9 protein-coding genes are annotated in these 13,722 nt (G+C 35.9%); 4 read left to right on the forward strand and 5 right to left on the reverse strand.

Annotated features, from left to right (window positions below; all coding sequences use genetic code 11):
- Positions 1-20: 20 nt before the first annotated feature.
- Both BN990_RS14725 and BN990_RS14730 read right to left on the reverse strand, forming a co-directional pair.
- The gene (locus tag BN990_RS14725; protein WP_021292158.1) at positions 21-2,048 is read right to left on the reverse strand and encodes an ABC transporter ATP-binding protein; all 2,028 of its coding nucleotides are present in this window, start codon (positions 2,046-2,048) and stop codon (positions 21-23) included.
- Positions 2,027-3,796, reverse strand: a complete 1,770-nt coding sequence (locus BN990_RS14730) for an ABC transporter ATP-binding protein (protein ID WP_038245673.1) — start codon at positions 3,794-3,796, stop codon at positions 2,027-2,029. The genes BN990_RS14725 and BN990_RS14730 overlap by 22 nt, the downstream gene beginning before the upstream one ends.
- A gap of 480 nt (positions 3,797-4,276) precedes the next feature.
- Between BN990_RS14730 and BN990_RS14735 the strand changes: the two genes are divergently transcribed.
- From BN990_RS14735 to BN990_RS14745, 3 genes are read left to right on the forward strand one after another with little or no spacing between them, the layout of a single operon-like run.
- Positions 4,277-5,782, forward strand: a complete 1,506-nt coding sequence (locus BN990_RS14735; RefSeq protein ID WP_038245682.1) for a spore germination protein — start codon at positions 4,277-4,279, stop codon at positions 5,780-5,782.
- Between the two features lie 8 nt (positions 5,783-5,790).
- A complete protein-coding gene (locus BN990_RS14740; protein WP_021292155.1) occupies positions 5,791-6,912 on the forward strand; it encodes a GerAB/ArcD/ProY family transporter in 1,122 nt (373 codons plus the stop codon).
- Complete coding sequence (locus tag BN990_RS14745; protein ID WP_038245684.1) at positions 6,902-8,041, forward strand: Ger(x)C family spore germination protein; 1,140 nt, start codon at positions 6,902-6,904, stop codon at positions 8,039-8,041. The genes BN990_RS14740 and BN990_RS14745 overlap by 11 nt, the downstream gene beginning before the upstream one ends.
- A gap of 61 nt (positions 8,042-8,102) precedes the next feature.
- Here the strand turns inward: BN990_RS14745 and BN990_RS14750 are convergent, their stop codons facing one another.
- A complete protein-coding gene (locus tag BN990_RS14750) occupies positions 8,103-9,176 on the reverse strand; it encodes an undecaprenyldiphospho-muramoylpentapeptide beta-N-acetylglucosaminyltransferase (protein WP_038245685.1) in 1,074 nt (357 codons plus the stop codon).
- Between the two features lie 101 nt (positions 9,177-9,277).
- Between BN990_RS14750 and BN990_RS14755 the strand changes: the two genes are divergently transcribed.
- A complete protein-coding gene (locus BN990_RS14755) occupies positions 9,278-10,651 on the forward strand; it encodes an MATE family efflux transporter (protein WP_038245686.1) in 1,374 nt (457 codons plus the stop codon).
- 246 nt (positions 10,652-10,897) lie between these two features.
- Here the strand turns inward: BN990_RS14755 and BN990_RS14760 are convergent, their stop codons facing one another.
- Together BN990_RS14760 and BN990_RS14765 are read right to left on the reverse strand one after the other, a co-directional pair.
- Positions 10,898-12,085, reverse strand: coding sequence for a NupC/NupG family nucleoside CNT transporter (locus tag BN990_RS14760; RefSeq protein WP_021292151.1), 1,188 nt, complete (start codon positions 12,083-12,085; stop codon positions 10,898-10,900).
- 289 nt (positions 12,086-12,374) lie between these two features.
- Entirely contained in the window at positions 12,375-13,667 is a 1,293-nt protein-coding gene (locus BN990_RS14765) for an NCS2 family permease (RefSeq protein ID WP_038245687.1), read from the reverse strand.
- Positions 13,668-13,722 lie beyond the last annotated feature (55 nt).

Raw genomic sequence — 13,722 nt, forward strand, 5'->3', positions numbered from 1 at the left:
CACCCCAAGTTTGATTGACGTTAGACAGCAGAATTTGCTTTTAATCCTTGCTGCATCTGATACATTTGATAATAATATCCAGTTTCTTTCATTAATTCGTTATGATTTCCTTTTTCCATAATTTTACCATGATCTAATACAAAAATAATATCAGCTTGCTGGATCGTTGATAATCGATGGGCAATAACTAATGTTGTTCTACCTGCTTTTAATACTTCTAAAGCCTGTTGGATAACCATCTCGGTTTCTGTATCTATATTTGCTGTCGCTTCATCTAAAATTAAAATAGCAGGATCGAAAGCAAGAGCTCGTGCAAACGATATAAGTTGTCTTTCTCCTAACGAAAAAGTTGTTCCTCCTTCAGTAACTTTTTCCTCATATTGATTCGGTAATTTTTCAATAAAGCGGTCGGCACCTACTGCTTTTAACGCTTTTATCGCTGTTTCTTTGGTGATTGTTGGATCATTCATAGTCACATTGGAGGTAATCGTACCCGAAAATAAGAATGGATCCTGTAAAACAATCCCCATATGACTTCTAACTTGTTGCCTTGACCACTCTTGTGTAGAGATACCATCAATTGTGATTTTTCCTGTCTGTGGATCATAAAACCGAAACAACAAATTCATGATCGAGCTTTTGCCGGATCCAGTATGACCAACAAATGCAGCAGTTTGCCCTGGCTTTATTTCAAAGGAAAGTTCATTCAATACATAGTCCTTGTCATTATAAGCAAAGGAAACCTGATCAAAATGTACATGCCCGCGATATCGTTTGACTGGTTTATCAATAACGGCTTCACCTTTATAGTCCATTAATTCAAACACACGGTTTCCCGCTACTCTCGCTTGTTCAATTAATGGTAACTGGTTTACGATATCTGTAACTGGTTCAAACAATCGGTTAAGGTAATCAACAAAAGCGTACAACAATCCAATTGATATCACACTAGTTGGCTCTAAAGAAAAAGAACCAAAATACCAAATAAAGCCTACAAATGCCAAATTACGGAAAACTGTAACCAGATTATAAGATGTTAACGCACTTAACTTGACTAACTTCCGCTGAAACGTAAAATGACGGTTGTTTAACACCTCAAAATCCTCTTTTGTTTTCTTTTCCCTCCGGAAAGCTTGAATAATTGACATCCCTTGAATCGCTTCATTTATATTTCCATTTATTTCACTTATGGTTGATCTAATAACAGTATTATATTTTGTCCCATAATGTTTATAAAGTTTCATCCAACCATATAGTAAAGGAATAATAAGTAAACATAATGCTGCTAATTTCACATCCAAGATAAACAAGGCTATAAAAATTCCACCCATATAAATAACACTTGTAACGACAATAGATAAAACACGTTCATATAAATCTCGAATAGCCTCGGTATCATTGGTAATACGGGCAACTATTTTCCCTGCCGGCTGATCAACATAATAATTAATCGGAATCCCTTGAATATGCGTAAATAAATCATTTCTCATTTTTTTAACAATATGATTGGATGCTTGCTGTAATAAAAAGGTCTGATAAAACTGAAAGAAACCAGCAATAATTAGCAACAGCATATATAATCCTAATAAATATAGGATCGGTCTTTGCTCAGGTTTAAAAAAGGGATATATCTCAGAAAGCGATAACTTATCTCCCATTACCTCCATTTGTTGACTTCCAGTTGTAATCGTTATGGAATTTCCATTGATCGTCCGTTTGCCCTGTAAAGTCACTTCTTTATCAACGAAATAATAACTGGAACCAATTCCTAAAACGGTTGATGCTCCCTCAATTGCCTTATCTTCCTCTTCTAACCGATCACTTCGTTTATAGTAATCCCCTTTATAAGTGACTGTGTTTCGGTCATCATTTGATTCGACCTGTTGCCAAATGCCTTCGACACCAAGGATATGATCATCGATTACTTTTTTAGCAATTAATGGACCTGCTAATTCTAATGAAACAGCAATAATTAAACAAATGAGACCAATAATAATTCCTTTTTTAAATTGCCATGCGTACGCGACTAACCTTTTCTCTGTTGACATGAATTGGTCACCTCTTTGTCTGCTAATTGTTGTTGTTGATATTGTTTTTGATACCACCCATTATTAAGATTTAATTGATCGTGTGTTCCTTCTTCAATAATTTTTCCATCTTCCAATACAATAATATGGTCAGCATGTGTCACTGCGGAAAGACGATGAGCTGCAATTAAAGTTGTTTTATTTTGCCTTTCTTGCCGTAAATGCTCAATTATTTTTGCTTCTGTCTTACCGTCTACGGCAGATAGCGAATCATCTAATATTAATATCTCAGGATCTTTAATAAAGGCTCGCGCTAAAGCCACGCGTTGTTTTTGTCCGCCAGATAATGTAACACCGCTTTCTCCGACTTGTGTATCTAAGCCATTCGGCAACTGCTTCATATCATTAAGAAAATGGGCTAATTCCATTACTCGATATATTTCCTGATCTGTTGCAGCCTCTTTTCCAAATTGAATGTTCTCACGGATAGACTTAGAAAACATGACCTGATCTTGAGGAACATATCCAATCCAAGAACGAATTGTTTCTAAGGAAAGATCCTCTATATTCTTATCAGATATTGTTATTCTCCCTTCTACCCCAGCATATTGGCGTAGTAATAACTTAAATAGCGTTGTTTTTCCAGCACCTGTTTTTCCTACTATCCCAATTGTTTGCCCTTTATTTATCGTTAATGAGATATTCTTTAATTGCTTGCTCTCCGTCGAGGGATAAGCAAAGGATACCGAGTTATATTGCACCGTCATAACGTCTGGTACATGAATAGGATGTGCTGGCTGTTGAATATCAGATTGATAATCAAGCGTATGACTAATACGATCTAAGGAAGCATTCCCACGTTGCAATATATTAATTAATTCGCCAACAGCAAACATTGGCCAAATAAGCATGCCTAAATAGACGTTAAATGTTACTAAATCCCCAAGTGTTAAAATATTATCGAAAACAAGAAAAGCTCCATAGCCCAGTCCAATTGTATAAGACAGTCCTACTAATATTTTCATTGTAGGTTCAAATAAAGCATCTATTTTAGCTACTTCTATGTTTTTTTCGTATACATCCATTGTCATCGCATGAAAACGTTTTGCATCCTGCTTCTCCTGAACAAAAGCTCGTATTACTCTTACTCCCCGAATCGATTCGAGCACGTCATTATTCATTTCCCCAAAAGCCGCTTGCGCTTTTGTAAATCGATTATGAATGGCTGAACCATATTTATTCATTACGATTGCCATTATTGGTAATGGGATTAAAGCAGCTAACGTTAACTTCCAGCTAATGGTGAATCCCATTATTGCTACAATCATTAACATAAATATACTCGAATCAACGAGCGTAAGTACGCCAAAACCAGCTGTTAAACTAATCGCCTTTAAATCATTGGTACTACGTGCCATCAAATCACCTGTACGATATTTACCAAAGAATGTTGGCGTCATCCTTAAGAAATGATCCATCAATTTACTTCTCATCCATCTTTCTAAAATGACTGCACCACTAAACAATGTATAATCCCATAAATAGGAAATAGCATAGTGAACAATAATTAATACGAGATAACCAACGATAATCGCCATTAATAACTGGGAAGTTAATGTCTCAAATTGAATATGATCAATTGTATAACCTGCCAATTTAGGTGGTATTAAACCAATCGCACTTGCAATAATTAAAGCTAAAATTGCAAAGAGGTATCGTTTCCAATAATGTTTAAAAAACCAAGTTAACTTGATAAATACCTCAAACATTCCCTACACCTTCTTCTCTTTTTTCTTTTACATAAAAAATTCTTCCGCTGATATTCTCTGTCCTACTCAAACATGTCGGATCATTCACCCATAAAAAAACACACATCCGTCCATGACGAATGCGTGTTTTATTGAGATAAGTAATGGTTACATAGACAACTTACCCATAAAAAAAGTCACAGACATAGGTGACCTTTTAACGATACGGATAAACAATCTAAGAATATTACATTCTTCCGCTTGAGGTCACAGAGAATATAGAATTGGTTAATAATGATTGCTGGGTAATTTGTTTTCGCATGATACGTGACCTCCTCTTTTTTGATTCTCAATTATTATAGTATTAAGAAAATTTTTAGTCAACATGTTTTTTGCAAATTTTGAAATTAATTTTAATGACGCGTCAACACTTTTCTAACATAATATCTCTCGCTTGCAGACATACTAACTTATATAAACCGTACGAATGGGATGGTATGTATGAGAAAAGCAAGAAAAAAAAGCAATGATAACTCTATCTTTCCAACAAATCTAGAAGATCTTAAAAGGCAATTACAAACCAAATTTGATCACAATTCAGACTTAAACTATACCATCTACCAACATCAAAATCAGCAGCTTGCTGTTTTTTATGTTACCTATTTAATAGATACGAATAAAGTCGAAGCATCTCTGCTTAAGCCTTTATTAGATAGTAAACAAACCTGGGATAATACGAAACTTCTCAATCAAATTCCACTCAGTTCTGGAAAAAAAGCTAAGACAATGGATGACATATTAAAAGGAATCCTAATGGGAGAAGTCTTCATTTATATTGAAAATGAAAAAGAAATAGTCTCCTATCCATTAAAGAAAGAGGAAAAAAGAGACCTTTCAAAGGCTGAAACAGAGTCACTAGTTCTTGGTCCACAGGTTGCCTTTACAGAATCACTCGCTACCAATATGAATCTTACGAGAAAAGGGATATTATCAAACGACCTGGTATTAGAAAAGATTATCGTCGGTGAACAGTCTCCTAAAGAACTACGATTAGCGTATTTAAAATCCGTCGCAAATCAGGATGACATCAATACGATGCGCCAGCGTCTAGTTGAATTGGAAGTGGATGAAATTGAAGACAGTTCCGTCTTGATCCAACTAATTGAAGACTCTTCATCTAGCATCTTTCCACAGTTTTATGAGACGGAATTACCTGATCGCTTTTCCTATTCCATTTCCAAAGGACGAGTTGGTGTACTTGTTGAAAATAGTCCTACTGGTATTATCGCACCCATTACGTTATTTAGCTTTTTGGAATCAACGGAAGATTTATATATGCGATGGAACATTGGATCTTTTTTTCGTATTCTTCGTTTCATAGCAATGGTTATATCCGTTTTGTTGACGCCTATGTATGTAGCGGTGGTTACCTATCATTATGAGATCATCCCGATGCCCTTGCTCATCACCCTTGGTCAATCACGTGCAAATGTTCCGTTTCCTCCAATTTTTGAAGCAATGCTGTTAGAGCTATTGATCGAATTACTACGAGAGGCCGGCGCAAGATTACCTACCAAAGTAGGTCAAACCATGGGTATAGTCGGAGGTGTTGTCGTTGGTACTGCTGCTGTACAGGCAGGACTTACTAGCAATACGTTAATTATTTTGGTTACATTAAGCGCACTAGCTTCCTTTACAGCACCTAGTTACTTAATGGGTACAACCATACGCGTATTACGTTTTCCGATGATCATTCTTGGAGGTGTCCTAGGATTAATCGGAATTATGTTTGGAATTTGTTTTTTAATTATACATTTGCTTAAATTAACTTCATTGGGAGGACCATATTTATCTCCTGTCTACCCATTCAATTGGCAGGATCTAAATAAGACCTTATTCCGACTTCCATACAATATGCAAACGAAACGATTTGTTTCCTTTCGCTTAAGAGACCTGTACCGATTTGACAAAGATAAGGCGAGAAAGAAGAAAGACATAGATGAGTAGGTGAAAATGTGGAGATTAATCTGAATATCAAACCAAATTTACAGATAAGATCCTTTTACCTGTTTTTTGTTATCGTATCCATTCAAATTGGTGTAGGCATTATGGGAGTGCCACGAATCATATTTGAAGCCTCTGGCCGTGATGCCTGGATATCTGTCATCCTTGCATTTTTATATATTGTTCTTCTGCTTTCAGTGATGTTCCTGATTTTAAAACCGTATGACAATGCAGACATTTTTGGTATTCAAATTGACATTTTTGGGAATTGGATAGGCAAATTATTAGGTACGATCTATATCGCCTATTTCGTTCTAAATTTATTTACGGTATTAATTACCTATATTGAGGTAGTTACTATTTTTATTTTTCCTGATCTTAATAACTTTTTTATGGCTATTTTATTGGTTGCTTTGATCTTATACAGTACAATCGGTGGAATTAGAGTAATTATTGGTGTCTGCTTCTTGTTTTTCATCCTATCCCACTGGTTGGTATTGTTACTTGCCCAACCCATTTGGGAAATGGATTGGTCGCATTTCCAACCAATGTTTCAATCATCGTTAACGGAGCTGTTAGAAGGGGCTCGACAAACAGCCTATACATTTAGCGGCATTGAGCTTCTATTTTTACTTTATCCCTTTGTCCAAAATAAGAAATCAGTAAAGCTCCCGGTTTATTTAGGAGCTTTATGGTCGGCTTTACTTGTAATGGCAGCGACAGTGGTTGTAACTGGTTTCTTTACACCAGAAGAAATAAAAGCTAGAGAATGGTCAGTACTTGGTCTATATAAGATTCAATCCTTCTCTTTTGTAGAACGATTTGATTATATTGTTGTTGCAGAGTGGATGATGGTCACTCTCCCTAACATGATATTATGCAGCTGGGCAGTCATCTATGGGATAAAACGACTTTATAAAATCCCACAAAAAACTACCTTATATGTACTTGTTTCGTTATTAGCAATCGCTAGTATATTTACAAAAGAACATTATGTTATTCAAGCGTTAATTAACTTTTCAGCCAAACTTGGTTTCTGGATTATATATATTTATCCCTTCCTTTTACTTATTCTGGTCTACGTAAAAAAGCGGATCTTTCAAAATAAAGGAGCTGTTAATCATGAAAAATAAGCTCATTATGCTGCTCTGCTTTATTCCTATTCTTCTATTAAGTGGTTGTCTGGAAACGAAACCAATAGAAAGATTAGCGATTATAAATGCTAGAGGTATTGATTTACTGGCTGAAGGATTAATTGATACGACACTCGTAATGTTTCAATTTGATACACAAAGTCCAGACATTTCCAAGATTGCTTCCGGCTCAGGGAAAACAATTAAAGAGGCTAGATATGACGCAAACACCAAAACCAGTTTTACATTAACACCAGGGCAAATACGTTTGGAATTATATGGTAAAGATGTAGCGGAAAAGGGAATCATTTCATACTTAAATACCCTAGTGCGTGATGCACGCACATCGGATAGGGTACTGTTAGCAATTACTGATTCTTCTGCAAAGGAAATTATTACCCAAGGACAGCAGGCAACCAATATAAATGTCGGCTTATTTATGAGTGGGTTAATCAAACAGAAAATTGAGAATGACAGTATTCCAAAGCCAGAACTATATGATTTTACACATGCCTTTTTTGAAAAAGGGCAAGATCCCGTACTACCTCTTATTAGTTCTGCAGAAGGGACGCCAGCATTGTCATCAATGGCCATGTTCAAAGATGATGTTTATGTTGGGAAGCTTTCGCTAGATCAAGCAATATTAATTAATATGTTTTTAAAAACCATCCATTCTACCCCGTTTGATATTGGGGTAGATGCAAAACCGCTTGAAAAGTATTTACAAAACTTTCTTTCTGGTCAAGATAATGAGACGATCCAATTAAATGGGAAGATTATCAAGGGAAGAACGAATACAAAAATAGTCGATTCCAAACAACTTAAATTTCAAACGGATGTGACCATCCAAATGAATTTACTTGAGCTGTCCCGAGAATTAGATTTAGCTAATGAAGAAGTTACTTCAACACTTGAAGAACAAATTGAAAAACAAGTAAAAAAGCAGTATGAAGAATTATTAACACAAACACAAAAAATGAAAGCAGATCCATTTGGATACGGAGAAATTTACCGAATTAATAAAAATAATGGGGAATTAAAAAGAGATCAATGGCATGAGCTCTACCCTGAAATAGACGTGGATTACAAGGTAGATGTAAAAATCGTTGAATACGGAACGATTAGATGATGCTGCATAGGTAAAGGGAGCTATCCACAAGCTCCCTTTGTAATTTATTTATCATGCCTTTTTATTTTTTTCTTACCTCGGATATGATTTCGATTACACGATCCTTGGCTTTTTCTGTTTTATATTGTTTCATTGCATCAACCATTACTGGCGCTGATTTTGTTAATTGCTTGATTTCTTCTATTAGTGCCTCATCTGTTAAGGCTTCCTCTTCTAAAACTCTGGCATAACGCCGCTCTGCAAATGATTTTGCATTAATAATCTGATCACCACGACTAGCCTGACGAGATAATGGAATTAACAGCATTGGCAACTGTAAAGCTAAAAATTCAAAGATAGCATTTGAACCAGCCCTAGAAAGCACAAAATCACTTGCAGCAAACATATCTTTTAATTCCTCATTAATGTATTCAAATTGCCTATAACCTGGTTCGTTAATTTCTGTATCCATTTTACTATGACCACAAATATGAATGATTTGTAAAAATGGTAGTAATTGCGGAAGACAATTTCGAACGGTTTCGTTTATTTTTTCAGAGCCGCCACTGCCTCCCATAATCAAAAGTACCGGTTTTTCACCTGATAAGCCCGTTATATCCAGACCATTTTGTCTACTGCCTTGAAATAATTCATCACGTATGACTGCACCAACGTATTCAGATTTTTTCTCCGGAAGGTACGAAAGGGTCTCTGGAAATGTTGCTAATACTTTTTGTGCAAATGGCATGGCAATTTTATTGGCTAAGCCCGGTGTATAATCAGATTCATGTACAACTGCTGGAACACCAGTTAGTTTAGCTGCCAGCATGACAGGAACAGATACAAATCCACCTTTAGAAAATATTACAGATGGTTTCCGTTTCCTTAAGATATTTATTGCTTGTAAAGTACCTTTTAATACTTTAAATGGATCTTTTATATTTTCCTTCGATATATACCTTCTCAATTTTCCCGTAGAAATCGGATGGTATGTGACTTCATCTAGCTCGCTAACCAAATTCCGTTCGATACCTTCTTTAGATCCTATATAATCAATTTCCCATCCCTGTTCTTGGTAGTATGGGATTAGCGCTAAATTTACAATTACATGGCCTGCTGTTCCTCCACCTGTAAACAGTATCCTTTTTTTATTCATATGATGTTAACGTCCCTTCTTTCAAACTGCTTCATAAAACGGTATAATATTTTTGTTCCTCTTCTATCCTATTAGAAAATACTCGAAAAAGGAAGAGAATTATGTATCCAACAACAACCATCAAAGAAAAATTTAAGCTATTTGGTATTATTTTAATCCCGATACTCATTACCCAAGTAAGTATGTATTTAATGAACATATTTGATACTGTCATGTCAGGTCGCGCTGGTGCAATAGATCTTGCAGGAGTAGCAATTGGCTCTAGCCTTTGGGTCCCCATATTTACAGGAATTAATGGGATCTTATTAGCCATCACTCCAATTATTGCTCAACTAACTGGTGCGAATTCAAATAACCAAGTTTCTCATAAAGTTCAACAGGCGATTTACTTGTCTACCATACTCGCAGTTATCGTATGTATCATTGGCGGGATACTGCTAAACCCGATATTGAACATGATGGATTTAGAAAGTGGTGTACAACGTACAGCTAAATATTATCTAATTGCACTAGGAACAGGGATTATCCCGTTATTTATTTTTAATACCATTCGCTGTTTTATTGACGCACTTGGTCAAACACGTATCTCGATGTTCATCATTTTACTATCGTTACCTTTAAATTTATTTTTTAATTATATCTTTATTTTTGGCAAGTTTGGTGTCCCTGCCTACGGTGGGATTGGAGCTGGTATAGCAACATCCGTAACGTATTGGTTAGTAGGTATCATATCATTAATTGTTATCTACCATATCCACCCATTTCGCAGATTTTCCATTTTAACCAATTGGGTTAGACCCTCTATTGCTGTATGGTGGGATCAATTAAAGATTGGAATTCCGATTGGTTTTGCTATGTTTTTTGAAACGAGTATTTTTTCAGCCGTAACGCTTTTTATGAGTGTATACAGTACCTATACGATCGCTGCACATCAAGCAGCCATTAATTTCGCTTCTTTACTATATATGATCCCGCTTAGTGTTGGTATGGCTCTAACGATAGCAATTGGTTTTGAGATTGGAGCGAAACGTTTTAAGGACGCAAGAACCTATGGCTATATCGGAATTAGTGGCGGGATTTTTATTGCATTATTTGCAGGGTTTGTAATATACATTACCAGAGATTGGGTTGCTGCCTTATATAACTCAAACCCCGAAGTAATTGAATTAACCAAGCAATTCTTATTTTATGCGATATTCTTTCAGTTGGCTGACGCCTTTGGAGCTCCTATACAAGGGGCGCTTCGTGGATATAAAGATGTCAATATAACCCTAATAATGGCCTTGATTTCCTATTGGATTATTGGTCTTCCTGTTGGATGGCTATTAGCAAACTACACAGCTCTCGAACCATTTGGATATTGGGTCGGTATTATAACCGGCTTGACTTGTGGAGCCATTGCATTATTGGGGAGACTGCTTTACTTACAAAGGAAATATGTACGTTTGAAAGGAGTAGAGACAGAGAAAATATAAAATTGATATTACCACTGTTGCAGAACTATCTAGATTCTGCAACAGTTTTTTTGCCAGTTTTATTAAGGAAGGCTGGCTAATTCCACGTTCTAGGCGACCGCGACCTCGGCAAGACTTGCATCCTTTAGGCCCGCTGCTAGATTACGTGGTTAGTTGTCCACCATTATAGAATTTTATACAGTCCTAAACAATAAAAAAATACGCTTGTCCATATTGGCTCAAGCGTACGTAAACGAAGATATATTATTATAGGAATAAGCCAACAATAGAAGCTGATAAAATTGATGCCAATGTCGCACCAATTAATAATTTCATTCCAAATCCAGAAACACTAACTGCTTTTTTAGCATCGATCCCTTTCACAGTTCCTGCAATAATCCCAATCGATGAGAAGTTCGCGAAACTGGTTAGGAATACAGATACAATACCGATTGTTTTTTCTGACATGGATTCTAACATTGGTTGAAATTGCAGCATAGCAACAAATTCATTTGTTACAATTTTTGTTCCCATAATCGAACCAGCCTGAACAACTTCACTCGGTGAAATTCCCATAAGCATTCCAATAGGAGCTAAAACATAACCTAAGATTTCTTGAAGCGTAACTCCGGCAAATATCAACTGAATTAACCAATTGACTAATTCTAATGAAGCGATGAATGCGATTAACATAGCGGCTACAATTAAGGCAATCTTACCACCTTCAAGTGCACCATTACCCATTGCCTCAAAAATGCTTCGATCATTCGTTACATCCTTGATGTCTACCACATCTTCTTCCTTTGGTACTTTTACGGGTGCAATAACTGAAGATATCATTAACGCACTTAACATATTCAAAGGAAGTGCTACCAATACATACTCAGCTGGTAATATTTGTAAATATGCTCCAACAATAGAAGCAGATACAGATCCCATTGCAGAAGCACTTACAATATACAATCGATTATCATTTAAATGATGGAACTGTGAGCGAATAGCAATTAACGCTTCTGATTGTCCAAAAAATATACTATTAACGGCGTTAAATGATTCTACTCTAGGTAAACCCGTTATTTTAGAAATTAACCCACCGAAGTATTTAATAAGTGGTGGAAGAATACGAAGATAAGTTAATACAGATAGCAACGTTGCAAAGAAGATAATTAATAGTAGAACATTGAAGAAAAATACGCCGCCTTCTTCTGTAACAAACCCACCTACTACAAAATTAATACCTTCCGTACCAAACTCAATTAATTTATTAAAACCTGCCGAAATACCAGTAATAACTTTCTGACCAATCTCTGTTCTAAACATGAACAGGGTAATCAAAAGTTGTAAGACTAACATGATTCCAATGCCTTTATAATTTATGTTCTTTTTATCATTCGACATTAAAAAAGCTAGTCCCAGGACAATGACAATTGCCAATAATCCTAGAATTATTCCCACACTGATTGCCTCCCTTTTTTGTAACTGTTTTCATTCTTTTTGTTTCATAGGTCATTGTACCAAGTTGTCTGACGTCATGCAAGAGATTGTTTTTTCTGTCAATTTAAAAACTACACTATTTTGTTTTCCTATTCGTTTGTAAAAAACGTCGATTTCAAGGCTTAAGGGTGACGCGACTATTTAATATAATCGAATTACTGTTGCACCGTCTCTTGGTTGATCTGTAGCCACTTATTTATAATTAAAAAAGCCTCAATAACCTAGGAGTTATTGAGACCATTGTAACGAATTAATGGGTAGGAAAAAAAGCCATCTGGATGATAAAAATTACACCAAACAAATAAAGTAGCCAATGGACTTCTGTTCCCCTTCCGCATACCAACTTTAATAGAGGGTAAGTGATAAATCCTATGGATATTCCAGTGGCAATGCTAGAAGTAAGTGGCATGGATAGAATAATAGCAAACGCTGGAAAAGCCTCAACAAACGATTTCCAATTTATTTTTGCTAATCCTTCCATCATAAAACAACCAACTATGATTAGTACTGGTGAAGTAATTGCTGGTATATTTGCCACTGCACTAATAATGGGAGTAAAAAATATCGACAGTGCAAATAACAAAGCTACAATTACAGAAGTTAAGCCAGTTCGACCACCAGCAGCCACTCCAGAAGTAGATTCAATGTAAGCAGTTGAAGGGCTTGTCCCAAACATAGAACCAACAGTAGTTGCCGTAGCATCAGATAATAGTGCAGCCTTTGCACGTGGCATATTCCCATTTTTCATAAATCCTGCTTGTTCAGCTACACCAATCATTGTTCCCGTTGTATCAAATATTGTTACGAGAAGAAATGCAAAGACAATCGTATATAGACTTTGACTAAACACACCGGCAATATCAAGATCAAAAAATACAGGTGTTGGTGGAGTTGATATGTATCCTTCACTGAACGATAATTGTCCTGTAAAAATAGCTATAATTGTAGTTATAAGCATACCAATAAATAAGGCACCCTTCATGTTCCAGACAAATAAAATAAGGGTAATAAACAAACCGATCAATGTTAATAATGTCATTGGCTGATGTAAGTCCCCTAATCCAACAATGTTGGCTTCATTTGGAGCAACAATACCAGCCATTTTCAACCCGTTAAATGCAATAAATAAGCCGATGCCCGAAGTAATACCATACTTTAGCGAAGACGGTATTGCTTTTATTAAAGTTTCCCGCAACGTTGTTAAACTAAGTAGTATAAATAAAATACCAGCCACAAATACAGTACCAAATACAGTTTGATACGAGAGACCTTCTGCTGCAACGACACTGGCAAAATATGCATTTAACCCCATCCCAGGAGCAATAGCAATTGGATAGTTTGCAAAAAATCCCATACATAGTGTTCCAACTACTGCCGATATAATCGTTGCCATAAATACTTGTTCAAATGGTACCCCCGCTGCAGACAGAATAGCAGGATTAACAACGATAATATAAACCATTGTTAAAAATGTAGTCAAACCGGCAACTATTTCTGTTTGGATATTTGTATTGTTTTCCGTTAATCTAAATAAATTCTTCAAAGATAGCACCTTTCTTTCCGAATAAAATCGACAACATTTAATATAATATTCGTTT

Source organism: Virgibacillus salexigens (assembly GCF_000723585.1).
Taxonomy (GTDB): Bacteria; Bacillota; Bacilli; order Bacillales; family Amphibacillaceae; genus Virgibacillus; species Virgibacillus salexigens.

Bases quoted from the DNA above. Each gene is read 5' to 3' on its own strand.
- BN990_RS14725 (WP_021292158.1), bottom strand. From the start codon at position 2,048: ATGTCAACAGAGAAAAGGTTAGTCGCGTACGCATGGCAATTTAAAAAA.
- BN990_RS14730 (WP_038245673.1), bottom strand. From the start codon at position 3,796: ATGTTTGAGGTATTTATCAAGTTAACTTGGTTTTTTAAACATTATTGG.
- BN990_RS14735 (WP_038245682.1), top strand. From the start codon at position 4,277: ATGAGAAAAGCAAGAAAAAAAAGCAATGATAACTCTATCTTTCCAACA.
- BN990_RS14745 (WP_038245684.1), top strand. From the start codon at position 6,902: ATGAAAAATAAGCTCATTATGCTGCTCTGCTTTATTCCTATTCTTCTA.
- BN990_RS14750 (WP_038245685.1), bottom strand. From the start codon at position 9,176: ATGAATAAAAAAAGGATACTGTTTACAGGTGGAGGAACAGCAGGCCAT.
- BN990_RS14755 (WP_038245686.1), top strand. From the start codon at position 9,278: ATGTATCCAACAACAACCATCAAAGAAAAATTTAAGCTATTTGGTATT.